This window comes from Paenibacillus provencensis (assembly GCF_042678545.1).
In the GTDB taxonomy this organism is placed as follows: domain Bacteria; phylum Bacillota; class Bacilli; order Paenibacillales; family Paenibacillaceae; genus Paenibacillus; species Paenibacillus provencensis.
Map to the genome: position 1 here is coordinate 1871327 of NZ_JBHTKX010000001.1, position 19789 is coordinate 1891115.

Consider the following 19789-nt stretch of genomic DNA (forward strand, 5'->3'; position numbering starts at 1 on the left):
TTGCAAATGATAATGAGAATTGTTATCATTCTTTAAGTGATTTACATATACATAAGGGGGAACCAACATGCCGAATTCCAAAAAGAAAATAGCCTCGCTTCTGGCGAGCTTGCTGCTCGTTTCCACATTTCTTGCCGCATGCGGCAGCAGCGAATCGGGCACTGATAGTAATACCGCTCCAAACAATGCTTCCCAGACCGAAACAGAAGCACCTGCTGCCGAGGTTGAAGAATCTGCTGAAGAGCCTACAGAGAGAACAGTAACCGATGCTATGGGTCACGAAGTTACCATTCCGGCAAATCCAAAACGTGTTCTCGCATCTTATCTGGAGGACAACCTGGTTGCACTCGGTGTAACTCCAGTAGCGCAATGGTCTGTAGCTAACGGAATTCAAGATTACTTGCAAGGCTCACTGCAAGATGTTCCAACCATTCCGCACGATCTTCCATTTGAACAAGTAGCAAGCTTTGAACCTGATCTGATTATCCTGGATTCAGCTGACATGGCGAGCGGAGATAAATATGAGCAATATTCTAAGATCGCTCCTACTTATGTTATTGGTTCAGAACAGAACAATGATTGGAGAGATGAGCTCCTTAAGATAGGGGAAGTACTTGGCAAAGAAGAAGATGCACAGAAAGCAATTGATGACTATGATGCCAAAGCGGCTGAAGCCAAAGCGGCGCTTAGTGAAGCTGTAGGTGATGAATCCGCTGCAGCCATCTGGCTCGTAGCAGATCAATTCTATATGGTAAGCGAAGACCTCTCCAGCGGCACAGTAATGTATGGTGATCTTGGACTTGCTGTTCCTGAGGTAGTCAAAGAAATTTCGGCAACAGGTACAGGCAACTGGCTGCCAATCTCGCTTGAGAAGCTTGCTGAGCTGGACACTGACCACCTCTTCCTGATCAACAGTGATAAAGGTGCGGGCGGCGAAGCGTTAAACGATCCATTGTGGAAGAACATCCCGGCTGTTAAGAATGGCAATGTATATGAATTTGGTGCTGACACAAGCTGGCTCTACACGGGTACGGTGGCCAATACACAAATCGTTGATAACATTGTAAATAGTCTTACGAAGTAAATAATGATGGAAGTAAATAATGATGATTAAAAAGACCTTTGAGATCAGTGTGTGTGAACCGTCTTGGATCACACCTCTCAAAGGTTTTTTATCATTTCCATAAAATATATAAATTCTCCTTATGAGGAGTAACTTTCAGATGGAATTCCTCCGTTTCCCTCCTGCTGCTTCCGGCCTGAAAACTGAGGATAGGCAATTCCAACCAGAATAACAGCAATACCGACCCATTGCAGGATGGAGACCTTCTCATTCAGCAGCCATATGGAAGCAAGAATGGCAACAGGAAGTTCTCCTGCACTCAGAATGGAAGCAAGTCCAATACTAATCTTCGGTGCACCCAGAGCCAGCAGAAGCACCGGTATGACAACGCCAAATATTCCGAGGATAAGACCATATATCCATAAACCATCTTTGAAGGAAACCTCTAACACTGCTGACGGACCATACATGGTAACATGAAGCAGCAATAGCAGCAGCAGACTCCCTGAAGATGTGCAGAAGCTTCTTGAAATGGTAGGCAACGCTGTCTCGACTCGGCCACTGAAAAATATAAATAGCGCCATCATAACAGCAGCCATGAGCCCTAGAAATACTCCCTTCACACTCAATCCCAGCGGATTCGCCCCGATAATCCCTCCTGCCAGAACAGTCCCCAAGAACAATAACAGAATGGATATGACTGTTGATTTAGAAGGTCTTTGGCGTGTAGTAATGACTTCAATGACGACACCAATCCAAGTAAATTGAAACAGAAGCACTACGGCGATCGATGCAGGAATACTCTGCAATGATAAATAGTAAAAGACTCCTGTCAAACAGGTGCAAGCCCCTACACCGGCGAGACGAATAAATTGTCTCAGCTTCACCTTTTTTCGGGAGAAAAAAAGCATGAGAATAAGCATAATCAACCAGCCTGATCCAAACTGTCCAAGTGTCACTTCTTGGAATGTAAATCCCTGCTGGTAGGCAAGTTTAACGATGCTTGACAAAATGCCAAACGAGCAAGCTGCCAAAAACACATAAAGCGAGTTCTTCATAAGTTGTAACAAAGCTGTTTACCTCCATAAAAAGACCCCGCTCTTATTGTTTTAGAATCCAGAAAACAATAAAAGTGGGGTCAAATTCACGTTCTATTTAATTACTAAATAATATTAATTTAAATTTTATGGATTGTAAACCTCTTTATTTTACGGTCACAACGATCTTGTCTGTTTGTGTAACACCAGCATCGTTAACCAGCTGACCCATATATTCATAAGTTCCAGCAGGACGATCCTTGATTGCAATTACTGCTAGCTGACCATTAGGAGAGTTAGGCACCAGAGCAGTCGTCTCGAGGAGCTTACCGTTCTCGTACAAATGATAAGTATTGGCGTTCGTTCCCCACCATAAGTTCATAAATACAGAATAGTTGCCGTCTTGATCCCAGTTGTCGTTCGAGAGCATTGCTTTGCCTGGATTCGCATCAGTCACCGTAATGACCAGTTCAGAGCCAGTTGTCGTTCCATAAGTATTCGTCAACTCGTAAGTATACACGTACGTACCATTGCTTTTGCCTGTAATTGAGGTCGTTGCGGTTTGTCTCTCCGGAGACTTGTCACTGAACTTCTGCTGGTCAATGAGTTCACCGTTCTCATACAGCTTGTACTCTGTTGCATTGTTTCCCCACCACAAGTTCATCGTTACATCATAATTCCCATTTCTCAGCCCAGTGTATCCGTGATTGCTCGTGAGCGAAGCATGTCCAGGCACGCCGTCTGCAAGCACCGGTTCTTCAGGAACTTCTGGAACCTCTGGTTCTTCAGGAACTTCTGGCTCTTGAGGCTCTTCCGTTTCCTCCGCCGGAACAATATCCTCGATTCCTCTTGGCTTCAACTGATAATTTCCACGAAAAATAGCAGAAACTCCAGTAATGCTGACTTTGTCGCCTTCCTGATAAGGGAATTCATCCAGACTCAGTCCTGTTCTTGTATCAATCCGAATGTGATTCGTTTGATCCGAGACGGCATCAAATTCAAAAGATCCGGACGGAGCAGCAGTGATGATGTTCTGAATAGTCACATTAGATAAAGTAACGAGCTGACCTTGGTTACTATCATCGATAGCTGTCACTTCCTTCGTTTGTGGAAGATCAGCTGTGCCTATTTTCTCAATTGAGACAACATCCGCCAGCTCAAGCTCTGTATTATACAGTGTTAATGGAGCGGTTATCTGTACTTTATCGCCAGAATGAAATCCGCTTTGAGTCTGATATACATAAATTCCTGCCGATTCATCCTGAATGTAGAACGCCTGACCACCAAATGCTCCGGGCTCCGTTGTAATTACGCCCTCAACCTTGACAACGGTGCCTTCAGGTTGGAGTCGTGCTTCACTGATCGGTATTAAGCTGATCTGGGGAGACTCCTCTTCTTCATCTGGCAATGGCTCAGCTGATACATTCGCAATCGTCACCTGGGAGGTCAGGAGATTGGAGCCATTTTGTCTAAGTCTTAAGTTGGCAGCACCTGTCGTTCCCGGTTTGATCTGTACAGTTAAATCCTTGTAAGCCGTACCTTGACTATTAGCCGTCACACTGAAGGTTTGACTATAGCCGTATGCGCTCGGCCACGTGCCATTCTCATTCTGTACCATCGCAACCTGTGTTCCGCCCGCTAAATAAATGCCCGCACTATATCCTGATACCGTACTGTTTGGAGCAAGATTGTTTATAACAACCCGAATCTGGAATGTTTCTGCATTCGGGAGCTCGTCTTGGTGAACAAAGCTGTAAGCCGGATTCGACGGTGCTGGAGCTGTGCTTCCATAAGATCCTGGCTTGAAAGTCGTTGGATCCCACCACTTGTAACCTGCAGCCGGTTGGGACCAAGGCTCTGCTTGAGGCTCAGTTGATGCAGCCGGCACTTCAAAAGCAAGCAGATCTGTCGGCTGATCAAGCTCAAGACCCGACACCTCTGTCAGATCCGTATAATTCTCTTGATCTGTTAACCAATTCATCAAATTTACCAGCAGCACGGCATCATCCTGCTCCTTGAAGCCGTCGTAGGTTGTCTTCTTGCTGCCCGTCTCTTCACGCACATACTTAGGTGTAGCATCCTCGACCGGTGAAGAATCACCAATAAAGGCCGCTTTGCCTAGACCTACCTTAGATACCGCAACATAGGGTCCTTCTTCAATCCCACCGCCATTGTAAACCCCCTGATCTACCGCATTGCCCCATGCCTCATTCGTTTCAGGGACGTACACAATGCCTTTTGCCTTATCAGGGTCTGTAATAGCGAGAGTGGAACCCGCATGCATCGCTACAGAGTCAACCCCTTCTGTAATACCGAAGGATTGATCAGGCTCAACAATGACATTCGCGTCAACATCGCCAAGCGCGTTATAGCGGAAGCGAACGCCAAAATTATCCGACAGCCAGTCCGAACTGACGACCCCTTGCATCGCTGCTGAGTTCTTCTCCTCGGTACTCATTCCCTTTGTCGGATCCGTCCAGGCGCCTCTCCGATACCCGTTAAAAGATTCTGAGCCATCCCAGCGGTTCTTATTGCGGTCCGCATTATAATGATCACCTATGAAGAAGATGCTACCACCTTGCTCAACATATTGTTCCATAGCTGCTTGTTCACTTTGTTTGAAAGGGACATTCGGTTCTGCAATAACAAAGGCATCGTAATCAGACAAGTCACTGAGTGTAATCGGAGTGGATTTGCGAAGTTCTTTAACATAGAAGCCATCTGCTGCCAAGGCATTGCCAAAATCGGAGAAACCACCGTCAATGACCCAGTCTGCTGCACCTGCCGTCTGTGCATGTGTGTTATCAAACAGTATTTTCTTGCCGGCATTTTCATTAACAACCTTGGCATTGATGTACGGCGCCGGATCTGCCGGACCTTCTGCGTGAGCTGCAGGGAGGTCAATCCCCCATCCTGTGTGAATTGTCGCCGCAAGAGAAAATGCGGCTACAGCTTTGAACCACCTGCTGCGTCTGATCATTCCCGAAGCTTCTCTCATCCTTCTCCTCCTAATTAGTAAATATTTGGTGCCAGAATCAATTTCATAATACCTTTAGCTCTATGAAATTGATTCATCTAGCAATTTATTCTATCATTCGATTAATAAAAAATATCGTACAATATGTAAAATAAAGATTAATTTAACAATCTTAATCCAGAGGATTATGTAACATTATGTAGTTTGTTGCCAGCTTCACTGCATCCTTTATCATTGATCTTACAAAAACAAAAAAACCGTCTTATTTTGAAAGACGGTTTTTTCGCTATAATATCGTAATTATTCTATTTTCATACACCATGCTTCTAGTAAAAGAGCCTGAGGTCGGATTCGCATTCCATTGCAGCCAGGCAGCACCATTTAACTCCTCCTCTTTGAATATCCCCAGTTCTAACGCATAGGATCACATCCAGAACCGTATACATAGAGATACATTCCATGTACTTCATAACATGGTGGTAATCTCCATATTCGCACACATCTTGAAGTTAATGCTAATAAAACAATATTGTAATAATCCTAGTCTTAGGACTAGGATTCATATAGACTATAGTCAAGATACAAAACAATACCCCAGTACGTTTTTATATGCTTGCTAACAAGCTAGAATGGGTTTATCGATTTGTTGGAGGGGAAAAGTAACATGTCAGCGAATAGTTACATTTATATCGTTCTGACTTCTTCAGGTACGTATTTTTCTAAAATGATTAAATATTATACGAAAGCTCCGCTTAACCATGCGTCCATCGCTTTTGATGCTGAACTGAATGAGGTATACAGCTTCGGCCGCAAGAACGCAGCGAATCCGTTCAACGCAGGACTGGTCCGCGAGGATTATCGCTCGCCTTTCTTTCACTCGTCTGAGTGTGCGGTATACAGACTGAAAGTCACAGCTGAACAATATGATACCATGCACCATCTGGTCAAGGAAATGATGAACAAGCAGCATACTTACAAATACCATCTATTGGGATTAATTGGAGTTATGCTGCAGATTGAGCTGCACAGAGAAAATGCATATTTTTGCTCTCAATTCGTATCCTATGTGCTCAGTCAGGCCGGGGTCTCTCCTGTTCGGAAACCCCCTCACTTTGTTAAGCCTTCAGATTTTGAAAGAGCGGACATGTTGCAGGAATTGTTCCGGGGAAGCCTCGCTGCATATACGAAGCAGCCCGGATCTCTTAATTCAAGCGGAATGGAGATCATCAAAGCCCGTATAATATAATACGGATTCAACTGAATCAATTTCATAATACAAATCGTTATGAATTTGATTCACTAGATTTATAATTTGGATCAAGATAGGATGTTTAAATCAAATGGGCTATGAAATTTTATTAGACCTTATAGGAAGTATTGGATATTTTGCTTTATTCCTCGTATTATGCCTTGGCCTGATTGGTCTACCCATTCCCAATGAAGTCGTCGTCATGACAGCAGGTATGCTCGGAGCTTCAGGAGTTCTGATCGAGATGCCTGCTTTTTTGGCGACTGCCCTGGGAATCTGTTCAGCCATGAGTGTGGGTTATGTTGTCGGACGGTACTTAACTCAAACCAGCATCTTCCGAAGCTTAAGAAGAACGGAGAAAACAGAGCGTTTCTTCTTGATTTCTGAAAGATGGATTGCCAAATACGGCGGATTCGCGATCAGCCTAAGTCTTTGTCTGCCTATATTGAGGCATGTTACCATGTATGTCGTGGGCATGAACTCAATGCCTTATCGCCGCTTTGCAGCCTTTGCCTATCCTTCTGCATTTCTATGGACTCTAGTTTATTTTCTGATTGGCCGAACGCTTGGAGATCATATTCTTGAAATCGGCACTCTTATTAACCAGTACGGCATGCTGATCCTGATCGTATTGATCACTCTATTTGTCCTTTATGTGATGTACCGTTATTTCCGCAGCAAGCAAAATTCCGAAAATAAGGATAAGTCGATGAAGATTTGAACGGGTAAGGTTTATGAACCTAATTATACGATTGGAGGCTCTTAACCATGCATCATTTTGAATCACGGCTTACGGCTCAGGAAATTGCTCATTTCTTCAGCGGTTTCCATCCGGAACTACATAGCAATCCGTATCCATTCTACCAGCGCTTGCGAAGCGAGCATCCCGTCATCTATTTGGAGGATCGGTCGATGTGGATCGTTTCCAAATATGAACATGTGCAGTCCATACTCAAGAGTCCCAGTATGATACGTGAAAGAGAGCGTCTCCTGACAGAGCAGGAAAGAGAGGAATTACCTCCTCCCCGCTATCAGAATATCCAGTCCCTTGTGCAGGACTGGATGCTATTCCGAGATCCGCCGGAACATACCCGGCTTCGCAGTCATGTTGCGTATGCGTTCACATCAAAGACGCTCGAGCAGAGCAAGCCGAAGATCTATTCCATTGCGGAATCCTTGGCCGATCAATTGGAGATGAATCCGGACTCCAACTTCATGCAAACTTTTGCCTTCCCGCTCCCTGTCGTCGTTATCGCGGATATGCTGGGTGTGCCGGAAGAAGACCGGGACTTCTTCAAGAAATGGTCGAACACGCTCGCCAAGCTGCTTGATGTTTCCTTAATGGATGATAATTTCTTCGAAGAGGCAGACCGCTCTTCAGCAGAAATCAGAGACTATTTCAAACAATTTGTACAGGACCGAAGAAAGTCGCCTCAAGATGACATCATCAGCCAACTAATTCATGTGCAGCAGGAAGAACACAGACTCAGTGACGAAGAACTAATCAACAATTGTATCCTGCTATTGGTTGCAGGACATGAGACGACCGTGAACCTGATTGGGAATGGTACGAAGACGCTGCTGGAGCATCCCGACTCCTATGAAATGCTCGCTGCTAATCCGGAGCTCACTGCATCTGCGGTTGAAGAAATGCTAAGATATGAGTCACCTGTGCAATTCACCAATCGGGTGGCTTCTGTCGATGTAGAATATGAAGGTAAGATGATCCCGCAAAAGGCTGAGATTCTCGTTAACCTGGGAGCTGCCAACCGGGATGAAGATTATTTCCATGACCCGGATGTATTTGATATTACACGCAGCAAGAATCGGCATCTGTCCTTTGCAAGCGGTGCGCACTTCTGCTTGGGTGCACCGCTTGCAAGAATGGAAGCTGCTATTTCTTTCGAAGTGCTCACTCGGCGTTTTCCTCATATGAAGATGGGTGGAACATCTCCTGTATGGCGGGATAATTTGCTGCTCAGAGGACTTGATTCCTTGTATGTGAAGATATAGAAGATGAAATAGTGTGTTAAAATCACGACACAGCAGTAGAGCCGGTGTTACTTGGTCATTTGAGCTACGACCAATTAACACCGGCTCTTATTAAGGTTCAATACTCTCCTTCATCCATCTGTTCCAGCATGGCATACATTACATATACTGTATCATTGAATGCAATCTCTGCCTGCAGAGCTGTCTCATCATTAGGGCTAAAGCTGTTTATCCTGTTCTTGGTGTTCATGCGCAGGACACCCAATATTTGAGCTTCACCCACCTGTAGTTCAATGCGCTCCTCTTCCGAGAAAGCATCATCCCATGCCGTTGCAAAAGGATCGTCTTTATTGATCAGGATGGAGGGTAATTCTGTAAGACCGGTACTGCCGCTTCCAGCGTACATCTTGCCATATTTGTGCTGCTGATCCTTATCCATAAGCAGAAATCCCCATTTGGTTCCCGTTGACATACTGGAGTCAAACCCAGAAGCAAGCCCCAGTATTTGGTCCTGCAGCTTCCCATCCAGATAAACATCTGTCCACAGGCTGATTCTCAGCACTTGATCCTTAAGCTCTTCCGGGATCGTCAGCTCATAGAATCGCGCAGTTCCCAGTCTCAAGTCGTCAAAGGTTTGGGAATAATCACCCGAATCAGAATATTCAAGCGTAACCGCATTGGAATATGGAGTACAGCCCCCTGACAACAGAATACTGCTCATCAGCAGTACAATCCATTTACTACGTTTCATCGTCATCTGCTCACCTCTTAGCTATAAACGTTATTCATAGAAAGAAGTTTGATTAAAATCACGCGCGACCGCAGCAAGCAGATAACAAAATGACCGATTGTGAGCGATATAAAAGGAGGAGACATCGTACCTTCCCCTGTCTTGTTCATACGTAACGAGAAGCCGGTGCCCCATTCGCTCCATCGCATATCGAACAAAATATTCGGTTGCAGGTCCATCCAGCATCGTGACATAGGCATACAAGGAGTGATCATCCGCTTCATCCAGTATACTGACTCCTGCACATGAAAATTCGGTTTGAATGGAAGCTTCTTGCAGTGCAATCAGAGCAGGATATATCGGAGCATCTACGGATACACCATTGAAATCAGACAGCGCTTTGCTTGCGGTTGTTGGTTTAGGACGTTCGATCCAGGCAGCCAGCTCTCTTCTCCGTCTTGTCCACAGCTTGGGGGATTGCTGACTGATGAGCAGCTCTTTCTCCGCTTCCAGCATGATGAAGCCACCACTCTTCTTATTCATATTTATTTATTACTATATAGCAGCACTTGAGCTAAATCCAGCTCTTGTATAATCCCTTCTGCTAGTCTTTTACGCTTGAATCCACGGCAAAGGATTTGGAATCTGGGACCAGTCAATCTTCATCTCCGCGTCCGTAAGCAGGCAATCGTCCAATTCAGCCTCGAGCATTTCCTGATTCATATCAATTCCAATCATTACGATTTCATTCATCCGATCACCGAAGTCGTCATCCCATTTGCTCCGAATCTCGGGTTCCTCAGCTAACAGCACATCCCGATCCTTCTCTGGCAATGCAGCCACCCAGTATCCGGCTGGTCCAAACTGTATGGAAGGTCCTGCTTGGCTAATGCTGGCCGCCATATCCTCCTGTACAGCAATCCAGGCAAGTCCTTTTGCCCGAACAACTTCCTCTGGCCAAGATCCCATAAATTCTGCAAGACGCTCGGGGTGAAAGGGCCTTCTGCGTCGGTAGACAAAAGAACTTATGCCGTATTCATCTGTTTCAGGTGTATGCGTCTCCTTCTGCAGCTCTTTGATCCACCCTGGAGACAGACTCGCCTTCTCAAAATCAAACCGTCCTGTATTTAAAATTTCCTTCGGATCGATCTGTCCCTGAACAGTCCGAATAAAATGCGCCTCCGGTTGCAGCTTGCGAAGAATGCTCTCCATTCGAATGAGCTCTTCCTCCTCTACAAGATCACACTTGTTTAAAACAAGCACATTGCACATCTCGATCTGGTCGATAAGCAAATCCACGACATCTCGTGTATCCTCTTCTCCACTTCCCTGATTACGGTCAAGCAGGCTTTCTCCGGAAGAGAAGTCATGCCAGAACCGATTGGCGTCAACCACGGTGACCATACAATCCAGTCGTGCCAAATGGGTAAGATCAATGCCTGAAGCCTCGTCTGCATAATAGAAGGTCTGCGCAACGGGCATAGGCTCCGAGATTCCCGTCGACTCGATTAATATATAATCAAATCGCTTCTCTTCCGACAACCGTTTGATCTCATGCATCAAGTCCTCACGCAATGTACAGCATATGCAGCCATTAGATAATTCTACAAGCTGCTCTTCAGTCCGAGACAGATTCGCACCTCCTTTGACCAACGCCGCATCGATGTTGATCTCACTCATATCATTGACGATGACGGCGACCTTCAGGCCCTCACGATTGTTCAATACATAATTGAGCATGGTCGTTTTCCCTGACCCTAAATATCCGCTAAGTACAGTGACTGGTATTTGTTCTTTCATGGTTAGTTCCCCCTATTATGTCCTAATAGTAATTATTACGATTAATAAAAGGGAATATACCTCTCTTTCTCTCACTTGTCAACTCTCATTCACTGCTTCTTTTTATCAAACCTATAAATTTGGTACAATCATAGACATAATCCACGAAGGAGAATATAAATGTTTAAAATTATGATTGTTGAGGATGACCGATCTCTTGTATCACTGCTTGTTGAACACTTACATAAATTCGGATTTGAAACCTATGCTGTTCAGGAGTTTGATTTCGTACTTCGAGAGTTCGAAACCTGTCAGCCCCATTTGGTGCTGCTGGACGTCAATCTTCCGAGCTATGACGGTTATTACTGGTGCCGGCAAATCCGCGGTATTTCAACCTGTCCCATCGTGTTCATCTCCGCAAGGGATAGCAAGATGGATCAAGTGATGGCACTCGAGAATGGAGCCGACGATTATCTTACCAAGCCCTTTGATTATGATATCGTCATTGCCAAGCTGAACAGTCATCTAAGAAGAGCCTTTGGCTCGTACGCTGCTCCTTCTAGTGACCGGACAGTTACACTTGCCGGTCTTACGCTTGATATGGAACGACTTGCGTTATTTTATATGGACCAGAAGCTCGAAATCAGTCATACCGAAGCCAAAATGATGGATGAATTCATGAACAAACCAGGACAGGTTGTCAGCCGCGACCGGCTTCTTGAGAAGATCTGGGATGAGCATTCCTATGTAGATGACAACACACTGAATGTATACATAACACGTGTTCGCAAGAAACTGGCCGGACTTGGTCTGCCTGGTGTGCTTGAGACGATACGTGGAATCGGCTATCGCCTTCATCCCGAGCTTCATGTGGAATCTAAGGCATGAAGCAGGGTTTTAAACTGTTTTTGCGGGAACAAACGCCTCTTGTCTTTATTTATTTCATTCAACTGGCTGTCATCACTTTTGTATATTGGCTTGGCGGTTTCAAGAACTGGTCCATCGCTTTGTATGCAGTCCTGCTCAGCGGTGCGCTGTTTGCTTCTTATCTGACATACCGATACTTAACACACCGCCGGTTTTATGTGCGGCTATCAGAGCCCGTAGCCTCTGTTGAAGAGATCACCTATACTTCAGAGCACGCTCCCTTACCCGAGAGTTTACAGCAGCTTACGCTAAGCCATAATCGTGTGTACCAAACTCGTCTCCATGGTATTAAGGAACAGCTCGATCAGCATATTCATTTTATTCATCAATGGGTGCATCAGATGAAGACCCCGCTGTCCGTGCTGCACCTGATGAATCAAGGACGTGACGATGAAGAGTCCGCGTCGATGGGAGATGAGCTTGACCGGATGCGCAAGGGTCTTGATATGGTGCTGTATGCAGCAAGACTCGATTCATTCGAGCATGATTTATACATTGAATCCGTGTCACTAAATACTTTGGTCAGAGCCGTTACTTCAGAGCAAAAACGTTTATTTATTCGTAATCATGTCTTTCCTTATGTGGAGATAGACCCGCAGCTTCAAGTAATCTCGGATGAAAAATGGCTGAAGTTTATCATTACTCAGCTGCTGACCAATGCCGTGAAGTATTCAAGGGGAACGAACAAGAAGATCCAATTCCGCGGATATAAGCAGGATGAACGGATCATCCTGTCCGTGGAAGACGAGGGAATCGGGATTCCGAAGGAGGACATTGCCCGTGTGTTCGATCCTTTCTTCACAGGGGAGAATGGAAGAACCGTTCAGGAATCAACTGGAATGGGGCTCTTTCTGGTCAAAGAAGTAGCGGACAGACTTGGCCATTCCGTCACATTAAGCTCCGAACAGCACCTTGGAACAACGATTCAATTGATATTTTAGCTGTAACACCGCTTCTGTATTTGATTGTCTTACAAATCTGTAAGCTAACTGTAAGCCAGCATACTAGCCATCTCCTGGGGCGGTTCATTATAATGAGGACAATGACATAGAGAAAGAGAGGTGACCGTGACCGTGCCGCTGCTGGAAGTACAGAACGTGTCCAAAATATATGACGGATACTCACAGAATAAAGCACTGGACAATGTTCGGTTTCAAGTAAGAGATGAGGAGTTCGTTGGCATTATGGGACCATCGGGCAGTGGCAAAACGACGCTGCTGAATGCCATAGCGACGATCGATCCTCCCTCTTCCGGAGAAATTCGGATCAGCGGTCACAATGCATATCAAATGACAGCCGAGGAAATGGCGCTGTTTCGCAGACGCAGACTCGGCTTCGTATTTCAGGACTTTAACCTCATAGAGTCATTAACCGTAGAAGAGAATATATTGCTTCCATTGACTTTTGACAATGTGCCGCAGGACGAAATGCACAGAAGACTTAACCATGTGATGTCTAGACTTGGCATCGAGTCCATACGAAATCGAATGATTCATGAAATTTCAGGAGGTCAGAAGCAGAAGACTGCCATCGGAAGAGCGATTATTCATGAGCCTGCCGTCGTTCTGGCTGATGAACCCACCGGAAATCTGGATTCCAAATCAGGCAGAGACGTGATGAATCTATTGAAGCTGCTGCATGAACATGAGCAGTCTACAATTCTCATGGTGACGCATGATGCATATGCTGCAAGCTACTGTGAGCGTGTCATTTTTATTAAGGATGGGAAGCTGTATAACGAAATTTACAGAGGAGACAACCGCCAGGCTTTTTTTCAAAAGATTATGGATATGCTGGCACTGCTCGGTGGAGACCGCCCATGACTGTAAGACAGCTTGCCTTGAGGAACGTGATCCGGGGCATCAGAACGTATGCGGCCTATTTTTTATGCAGTTCGTTCTCGGTCATGGTTTTTTTTGTAAATGCGATGCTCATTTTTCATCCGGATATCCGAAATGGACTCAGCTCGGAAACGGCCATACAAGCGTTTGTTGTCGCTGAATGCATGATCTTTGTGTTCTCCTTTCTGTTTGTGCTGTACTCCGTCAGCTCTTTTCTTACCTCGCGAAAAAGGGAGTTTGGCATATTCATGATGCACGGCATGACGCTGGCCCAGCTTGGCAAGATGATATTCCTGGAAAACATGATTATTGGAGTGTTATCCATTATATTCGGGACTTTTGCAGGAACATTGTTTGCCAAGCTGTTCTTTATGGCCAGTGCCAAAGCGCTTGAGATTGCTTCACTGCCTTTTTATCTGTCGCCGTCCTCACTGCTGCTTACTATTGGAGCATTTGTGCTGCTATTTTTACTCATATCGGCATACACATCTAGAATGGTAAGGACAAGCAAACTGATTGAGCTGTTCCAAGCTATGCCTAAGAGGGAGAAGGCACCGCACGCCTCCCCTGTTCTATCCGCTCTGTCACTCGCATTGCTGCTCATCGGGTACGTATTCGCAGTCACAGCCGACACGTATACGATCTATGACAGAGTTGTACCCGTCGTACTTATCACGACAGCAGGAACTTACCTGCTATACTCGCAGCTTGGGGTGTACTGTCTCCAGTATTTCCGGCAAAAACGCGGCAGAAAAATGAATGGCAGGCATCTGTTGACCTTGATCGGGCTGTCTTCCCGGTTAAAGGAGCATTCGCGCATGTTTTTTACAGTGACCATGATATCGACGATTTCCTTCTGCTCGCTTGGCGTATTTGCTTCCATTAATATCGTGTCAGGACTGTTCGAAGAGGATTACCCTGCTGCTGTCGGATATGTGTCCAAGACAGGCAATCCTTATCGGGAGGAGCATCTGGCTGATATCAGAGCAGAGCTGACAGAGAGAAAGCTCGTCTATACTGAGGATCAAATCAAGATCAAATATGCTTCTGCTCAGCCGAGCTCTGAGCATGTTGACATCGTTAGAAATGAACTTCCTGTCATTTCATTCTCAGATTACAAGCAGGCTGTACTGCAGGCCGGATTTAGGATGACAGAGCAAGGCCCGGGCTACAATGAGGCCATTCTTATGATCAGCTCACAGAATGACCGAAGTAAAACAAGATATTTGAACCAAAGAAAGTACACGCTGAAGGAGCCTCAGATCACTATTACAGAGATAGGATTCACGGATCATGTCATTATCCCCGATAATTTACTGGATGATTTTGACGAGAGCTTCGAAGCCGTCATTATACATGATGAGCTCTATCAACAAATCAAGCAGCCTGCGAGACAAGATGTTTATACTGGCTTTTATTTGGACGATTTTACTCAAACGGCCTTTATCGCTAGTGAATTAGCAGATCATGGACGTACTCGTTACGATGCTCATAAGCCATACTCCATCTCGGTCAGTGGAACCTTGTATATCTTGAGAGAAAGTATGTATCGGATCCTGCTGTTTATTGCCATGCTCCTTGCCGCCGTGTTCTTCATCGCTGCTGGCAGCTTTCTATACTTCAGGCTGTATGCTGATCTGGATCGAGATCGCAAGCAATACCTGATACTGATGAAGCTGGGCTTAACTGACAAAGAATTCAAACGAATGGTGACCGGGCAGCTGGCGATGATGTTCTTCTTGCCTACGATCGTAGCGGTCATTCATAGCATTTTTGCGTTCATTGCATTGCAGAGCTTGTTCTACTTGTCCATTGCAACTAAAATGGGAGTTGTGCTTTTTAGCTTTATGCTCGCTCAGGTGTTATACTTTTTCTTTATTAGGTTTCATTATTTAAGAAACTTAAAGAAAACACTCCTCTAATGAATGAGGGATATAACTAGAAAATTCATAGGATTTACAGGAGGTATATCTTGCAAAACTGGATTACTGATTTTATGGAGCAGTTTGGCTATATCGGCATTGCTCTTATCATTGCTCTTGAAAATGTGTTTCCACCGATTCCTTCGGAAATCGTACTTCCTTTTGGCGGCTTCATGACCACTTATACTGCACTTACCGTCCCAGGAGTCATCATCGCAGCCACCATCGGTTCTGTTGCAGGTGCCATCATTCTATATGGAATTGGACTGCTTCTCGATGTTGAACGTCTGGAGAAGATCGTTGACCGCTGGGGCCATATCTTACGCGTCAAAAAAGAAGACATCCGTAAAGCCGATGCCTGGTTTGACAAATACGGCTACTGGACCGTTCTCTTCTGCCGAATGATTCCGTTGATCCGAAGCCTGATTTCAATTCCTGCCGGCATGTCAAACATGAAATTCGGACTATTTCTATTGTTTACGACGATAGGTACAGTCATTTGGAATACCATTCTTGTAATGATCGGTGCGGCGCTTGGAGAGAATTGGCACTCGATTACCGAATTTATGGATGTGTACTCCAATATTGCGTACGCCGTTATTGCTGTGGCCGGTATTGCTTTTTTGATCTGGTTCTTCCGCCGCAACAAAAAACGTGCTAAATAATGCTAAGCTGTTACCAGATGTTAAAGGAGAAGTGAGTAATTCATGGAATTTGATTTTATTAATTTACTTAAATCGATCATTCTTGGGATCGTGGAGGGCTTAACGGAGTTTGCTCCGGTATCCTCAACAGGTCATATGATCATCGTAGATGATATGTGGCTGAACTCCAAAGAGTTCTTGACTCAATATGTTGCAAATACGTTCAAGGTAGTTATACAGCTTGGCTCGATACTTGCCGTTGTTGTCGTCTTCAAAGACCGATTTATTAATTTGCTCGGGCTTGATCGATTGCGGGACAAGAGCAAAGCTGCCGCTGTACCTGCCTCTGGAACGAATCGTTTGAAGCTGATGCAAGTCATTGTGGGCTTGATTCCTGCAGGTGTGCTTGGTCTCTTGTTCGAAGATTTTATTGATGAGCATCTATTCTCGGTAAATACGGTACTTATCGGGCTCGTTATTGGTGCTTTCTTCATGATCGCAGCAGATCTCTTCGCTCCGAAGACACCAAGAGTAGAGACTGTAGATCAGATGAGCTACAAGCAGGCTCTATCTATCGGACTTATTCAATGCTTGTCCTTGTGGCCAGGCTTCTCCAGATCTGGTTCGACGATCTCAGGTGGTGTACTTCTAGGTATGAGCCATCGCGCTGCATCCGACTTCACCTTCATTATGGCGGTGCCTGTCATGTTCGGTGCGAGCCTCCTGTCCCTAGTGAAGAACTGGGAGTACTTTACGCTTGATGAGTTGCCATACTTTATTGCTGGGTTTGTAGCTGCGTTTATCTTTGCACTTATCTCCATTCGCTTCTTCTTGAAGCTGATAAACCGTGTCAAGCTTGTACCGTTTGCGATCTATCGAATCATTCTCGCGGCAGTCATTTATTTCGTATTTGTGATGTAAATAACAAAAGAGGAGACCTGTATATGAATTAACAGGATCTCCTCTTCTGTTGTTATAAACGAAACAGACCTAACGTTTACTGGAACTCAGCTGAATAATCATCAAGATGAGCACAAGCAGCTGGATGAGCAATTCCGCACTCATGTCAAATCCCCTCCTGCTATCTAATGCTCCTTCAGCCGGTTCCCTCCCACATGATTCCAACTGTGAACTATACGTTTCCCATACTATACGTATGCACAGAGCGGGTCGATTATGACCATCACTTGGCTTAAGCACTTGTAACTCTTATGGAATAAATGTCATACTTGTCCTATTCAATAATTGAGCACTGTCCTTCGTGCACTCCATTTATACAAGTGAAAGGTCGGTTATATTTACATGAATTCTATTAAGCTGAAACATGCAATGGTTCCTCTTCTTCTCCTGACTATAATCCTGCTGCTTACCGCCTGTGCCAAAGGTGAGGCCCATGTAACGGTAAATACAGATGGTACAGCAGACGTGAAATTTAACATTCAAATGAACAATCAAAATCTGGAAATCATCGGTCAGCCAGAGCTGATCGACAAATTAAAGGACACCTTCATAGAGCAGGGATTTGAGACCGAATCGGCAGCAACCGATGATACTCAAGGACTGACGGCTTCGAAGCAGATTGACATGAGTTCAGCAGATCAGAACCCGGAATTACCGGACAGTGTTACTTTTAATCACGATACTGACGATAAGTTCTTCTATACAACCCACCGCATTGTGGCAGATGCAGATTTGATGAGTGCCATCCCAGATAATGATTGGACAGACAGGCTAAATTCCATTCCATCCTTTGTTCGTAATCTGGTGTTCAAAGAGGTGGATCTGGTCTTTAAGCTTACACTGCCAATTAAGCCGGAATCCAGTAATGCCAATCAGACGAGCGAGGATAACAAAACGATGACGTGGAACATCAACCCGTTATCGAACAACCACTTGGAGCTTACCGTTAACGTGCCTAATATTCAAAATATTCTTATGGTTTCCATTGCCCTCCTAGCCGTCATCGTTATAGTTATCATTATCTTGGTCAGAAAAAGAATGAAAAAGAAAAGAACCCCTAGTGAGTGAAGCCACTGAAAAGGCCTTATTGCGTCTCTAAGAGACATGTTTCTTTTTTTGAGAAGCATGTCTCTTTTTGTTATCCCCTATTCTTTTAATAAAGATAAAGACGATCATCCAATCCTTCATCCACGCCTAAGCATACTCTATCGTATGTATATATGCTGCCACAGGCAGTGTGTCGTACAACAAAGGAGGAAATGCCTATGGCTAAACCTGTCTCTATTTCTCAAAAATACCCTCGCTTGACGGTATATAGCGAAGAAAATTTCAGGGGATTTCGAAGAGTATACCGTGGAAATCTCGGCATGCCTGATTTAGACGTCATACTGACAGGAATTGAAAGCCTGAAATTTTTCTCTACTAATCCGAACGCCACACTCGTACTGTTTAATCGTTCCCGCTTTCGAGACAATTTTGTTGTATTGCGTGGCAATCGTAGCATTCGCGAACTAGATGACTTTTTGCGCAGAGGTGATGTGGAGTCCCTGATCGCATCCAATCAGCGGTTAACCCTGGCACAGATTCGTGAAATAAAACGAACCGGAGAATTACCTCCTGGCTACCGCACAATCTAGCTCTACTAGATAGATACCTCTTAATTTAATATATCGATAATGTGAAATATTGAAGTTAGAGAAAGACGAGTTCCATTCTAAATAAACAGAATGGAACTCGTCTTTTTGATAATAGTTCATGCTATTACTAAGTAAGGCCAGTTTTTGAGTTCAGTCGCTTCAATTATAACTTTAATTATTTATTATTTTTATCATTGTCGGATATGAATCGATCCGCAGCCTGATCAATAATCTCCATAAAGGCGTTCGGCAGCATGAATTGCTGATCCCGGATAATAATCTTTCGCGGGTCCTCCTCTTCTGCCTGCAGATCCTTAATCTCCTGTATTTCATGATGCAATCTCTCCATCTTATGATCCAGATGATTTGCTGCATCAGCCGCGCTCTTGAGCTCTCTAAGCATATGCTCAGGAACATCCTTGTTATATTTGTAGAAAATCTTGTGCTCCAGGCTAGCCCAGAAATCCATCGCAATCGTTCGAATCTGAACTTCGACGCAGACGTTCTCTGTCCCATCCGACAGAAATACCGGCACTTCAATGATCAGGTGCAGACTCTTATAGCCATTCGGCTTTGGATTCGCGATATAATCCTTAACATCCAGCACTTTAATGTCACTTTGCTTCTGAAGCATATCACTGACTTTATATATGTCGGATATAAAAGAACAAGTAATTCTGAGACCTGCTATATCCTTGATATGCTCTTTAATATTGCCTAGGGAAATGGGATATCCTTTGCGATACAATTTCTTCAGAATGCTCTCAGGAGATTTCAATCTGGACTTCGTGTGTTCAATAGGGCTGTAATCATGAAAGGCTTCGAATTCTTCTTTTAGAATATCGATCTTGGTCTCAATCTCATCCAGGGCAAATTTGTATACCATTACGAAACGGGTGATTTCATGCTTGATTCTCTTCATCTGGTCTAGCTGACTCATTTGATTCATGTATATTTCTTCCTTCCTCACTCCAGGTGATCCTACAGAAAATAACTTGATTAATACTCACTCTTTTCCTCATTTCATTGTA

General features: G+C 44.6%; 18 protein-coding genes. 12 read left to right on the forward strand and 6 right to left on the reverse strand.

Annotated elements, in window-relative coordinates:
- The first annotated feature begins 67 nt into the window (after positions 1-67).
- Complete coding sequence (locus tag ACFQ3J_RS09005; RefSeq protein ID WP_251583440.1) at positions 68-1084, forward strand: iron-hydroxamate ABC transporter substrate-binding protein; 1017 nt, start codon at positions 68-70, stop codon at positions 1082-1084.
- Between the two features lie 119 nt (positions 1085-1203).
- Here ACFQ3J_RS09005 and ACFQ3J_RS09010 read toward each other — a convergent pair whose 3' ends face one another.
- Both ACFQ3J_RS09010 and ACFQ3J_RS09015 read right to left on the reverse strand, forming a co-directional pair.
- The gene (locus tag ACFQ3J_RS09010) at positions 1204-2133 is read right to left on the reverse strand and encodes an EamA family transporter (RefSeq protein WP_251583439.1); all 930 of its coding nucleotides are present in this window, start codon (positions 2131-2133) and stop codon (positions 1204-1206) included.
- A gap of 133 nt (positions 2134-2266) precedes the next feature.
- On the reverse strand, positions 2267-5098 hold the full coding sequence (locus ACFQ3J_RS09015; protein WP_251583438.1) for a DUF5689 domain-containing protein: 2832 nt from the start codon (positions 5096-5098) through the stop codon (positions 2267-2269).
- Between the two features lie 643 nt (positions 5099-5741).
- Here ACFQ3J_RS09015 and ACFQ3J_RS09020 point away from each other — a divergent pair.
- From ACFQ3J_RS09020 to ACFQ3J_RS09030, 3 genes are all read left to right on the forward strand, one after another.
- The gene (locus ACFQ3J_RS09020) at positions 5742-6323 is read left to right on the forward strand and encodes a hypothetical protein (protein ID WP_251583436.1); all 582 of its coding nucleotides are present in this window, start codon (positions 5742-5744) and stop codon (positions 6321-6323) included.
- Positions 6324-6417: 94 nt separating this feature from the next.
- On the forward strand, positions 6418-7047 hold the full coding sequence (locus tag ACFQ3J_RS09025) for a DedA family protein (protein WP_251583435.1): 630 nt from the start codon (positions 6418-6420) through the stop codon (positions 7045-7047).
- A 47-nt stretch (positions 7048-7094) separates the two neighbouring features.
- Positions 7095-8339, forward strand: coding sequence for a cytochrome P450 (locus tag ACFQ3J_RS09030; protein WP_251583434.1), 1245 nt, complete (start codon positions 7095-7097; stop codon positions 8337-8339).
- Positions 8340-8436: 97 nt separating this feature from the next.
- Here ACFQ3J_RS09030 and ACFQ3J_RS09035 read toward each other — a convergent pair whose 3' ends face one another.
- The 3 genes from ACFQ3J_RS09035 to ACFQ3J_RS09045 form a co-directional block, all read right to left on the reverse strand.
- Positions 8437-9075 (reverse strand): hypothetical protein, encoded by a 639-nt coding sequence (locus ACFQ3J_RS09035; protein WP_091155679.1) that lies wholly within the window; start codon positions 9073-9075, stop codon positions 8437-8439.
- Between the two features lie 24 nt (positions 9076-9099).
- Positions 9100-9564 carry a hypothetical protein gene (locus tag ACFQ3J_RS09040; protein WP_091155677.1) on the reverse strand — a complete coding sequence of 155 codons (465 nt, stop codon included), beginning with the start codon at positions 9562-9564 and terminating at the stop codon, positions 9100-9102.
- A gap of 96 nt (positions 9565-9660) precedes the next feature.
- On the reverse strand, positions 9661-10848 hold the full coding sequence (locus ACFQ3J_RS09045; protein ID WP_251583432.1) for a GTP-binding protein: 1188 nt from the start codon (positions 10846-10848) through the stop codon (positions 9661-9663).
- Between the two features lie 159 nt (positions 10849-11007).
- Between ACFQ3J_RS09045 and ACFQ3J_RS09050 the strand changes: the two genes are divergently transcribed.
- The 8 genes from ACFQ3J_RS09050 to ACFQ3J_RS09085 all read left to right on the forward strand — a co-directional run bounded on the left by ACFQ3J_RS09050 (position 11008) and on the right by ACFQ3J_RS09085 (position 18758).
- Positions 11008-11715: a response regulator transcription factor gene (locus ACFQ3J_RS09050; RefSeq protein WP_091155671.1), complete on the forward strand. Its 708-nt coding sequence runs from the start codon at positions 11008-11010 to the stop codon at positions 11713-11715.
- Complete coding sequence (locus ACFQ3J_RS09055; protein WP_091155668.1) at positions 11712-12695, forward strand: sensor histidine kinase; 984 nt, start codon at positions 11712-11714, stop codon at positions 12693-12695. The genes ACFQ3J_RS09050 and ACFQ3J_RS09055 overlap by 4 nt, the downstream gene beginning before the upstream one ends.
- A 132-nt stretch (positions 12696-12827) precedes the next feature.
- On the forward strand, positions 12828-13577 hold the full coding sequence (locus ACFQ3J_RS09060) for an ABC transporter ATP-binding protein (protein WP_311287207.1): 750 nt from the start codon (positions 12828-12830) through the stop codon (positions 13575-13577).
- The gene (locus ACFQ3J_RS09065) at positions 13574-15517 is read left to right on the forward strand and encodes an ABC transporter permease (protein WP_139236953.1); all 1944 of its coding nucleotides are present in this window, start codon (positions 13574-13576) and stop codon (positions 15515-15517) included. Before ACFQ3J_RS09060 ends, ACFQ3J_RS09065 begins: the two co-directional genes overlap by 4 nt.
- A 50-nt stretch (positions 15518-15567) precedes the next feature.
- Positions 15568-16182 carry a DedA family protein gene (locus tag ACFQ3J_RS09070; protein WP_091155664.1) on the forward strand — a complete coding sequence of 205 codons (615 nt, stop codon included), beginning with the start codon at positions 15568-15570 and terminating at the stop codon, positions 16180-16182.
- A gap of 42 nt (positions 16183-16224) precedes the next feature.
- Entirely contained in the window at positions 16225-17082 is an 858-nt protein-coding gene (locus ACFQ3J_RS09075) for an undecaprenyl-diphosphate phosphatase (protein WP_251583430.1), read from the forward strand.
- A gap of 381 nt (positions 17083-17463) precedes the next feature.
- Positions 17464-18189 carry a DUF3153 domain-containing protein gene (locus ACFQ3J_RS09080; protein WP_091155660.1) on the forward strand — a complete coding sequence of 242 codons (726 nt, stop codon included), beginning with the start codon at positions 17464-17466 and terminating at the stop codon, positions 18187-18189.
- Positions 18190-18386: 197 nt separating this feature from the next.
- The gene (locus ACFQ3J_RS09085; RefSeq protein WP_091155658.1) at positions 18387-18758 is read left to right on the forward strand and encodes a hypothetical protein; all 372 of its coding nucleotides are present in this window, start codon (positions 18387-18389) and stop codon (positions 18756-18758) included.
- 175 nt (positions 18759-18933) lie between these two features.
- Here ACFQ3J_RS09085 and ACFQ3J_RS09090 read toward each other — a convergent pair whose 3' ends face one another.
- On the reverse strand, positions 18934-19707 hold the full coding sequence (locus ACFQ3J_RS09090; RefSeq protein WP_251583428.1) for a GTP pyrophosphokinase: 774 nt from the start codon (positions 19705-19707) through the stop codon (positions 18934-18936).
- Positions 19708-19789 lie beyond the last annotated feature (82 nt).

What these genes read in the sequence shown, in the direction of transcription:
- ACFQ3J_RS09035 (WP_091155679.1), bottom strand. Translation starts at nt 9,075, where the DNA reads ATGACGATGAAACGTAGTAAATGGATTGTACTGCTGATGAGCAGTATT.
- ACFQ3J_RS09005 (WP_251583440.1), top strand. Translation starts at nt 68, where the DNA reads ATGCCGAATTCCAAAAAGAAAATAGCCTCGCTTCTGGCGAGCTTGCTG.
- ACFQ3J_RS09080 (WP_091155660.1), top strand. Translation starts at nt 17,464, where the DNA reads ATGAATTCTATTAAGCTGAAACATGCAATGGTTCCTCTTCTTCTCCTG.
- ACFQ3J_RS09050 (WP_091155671.1), top strand. Translation starts at nt 11,008, where the DNA reads ATGTTTAAAATTATGATTGTTGAGGATGACCGATCTCTTGTATCACTG.
- ACFQ3J_RS09015 (WP_251583438.1), bottom strand. Translation starts at nt 5,098, where the DNA reads ATGAGAGAAGCTTCGGGAATGATCAGACGCAGCAGGTGGTTCAAAGCT.
- ACFQ3J_RS09025 (WP_251583435.1), top strand. Translation starts at nt 6,418, where the DNA reads ATGGGCTATGAAATTTTATTAGACCTTATAGGAAGTATTGGATATTTT.
- ACFQ3J_RS09055 (WP_091155668.1), top strand. Translation starts at nt 11,712, where the DNA reads ATGAAGCAGGGTTTTAAACTGTTTTTGCGGGAACAAACGCCTCTTGTC.
- ACFQ3J_RS09040 (WP_091155677.1), bottom strand. Translation starts at nt 9,564, where the DNA reads ATGCTGGAAGCGGAGAAAGAGCTGCTCATCAGTCAGCAATCCCCCAAG.
- ACFQ3J_RS09030 (WP_251583434.1), top strand. Translation starts at nt 7,095, where the DNA reads ATGCATCATTTTGAATCACGGCTTACGGCTCAGGAAATTGCTCATTTC.
- ACFQ3J_RS09085 (WP_091155658.1), top strand. Translation starts at nt 18,387, where the DNA reads ATGGCTAAACCTGTCTCTATTTCTCAAAAATACCCTCGCTTGACGGTA.
- ACFQ3J_RS09020 (WP_251583436.1), top strand. Translation starts at nt 5,742, where the DNA reads ATGTCAGCGAATAGTTACATTTATATCGTTCTGACTTCTTCAGGTACG.
- ACFQ3J_RS09045 (WP_251583432.1), bottom strand. Translation starts at nt 10,848, where the DNA reads ATGAAAGAACAAATACCAGTCACTGTACTTAGCGGATATTTAGGGTCA.
- ACFQ3J_RS09090 (WP_251583428.1), bottom strand. Translation starts at nt 19,707, where the DNA reads ATGAATCAAATGAGTCAGCTAGACCAGATGAAGAGAATCAAGCATGAA.
- ACFQ3J_RS09075 (WP_251583430.1), top strand. Translation starts at nt 16,225, where the DNA reads ATGGAATTTGATTTTATTAATTTACTTAAATCGATCATTCTTGGGATC.
- ACFQ3J_RS09065 (WP_139236953.1), top strand. Translation starts at nt 13,574, where the DNA reads ATGACTGTAAGACAGCTTGCCTTGAGGAACGTGATCCGGGGCATCAGA.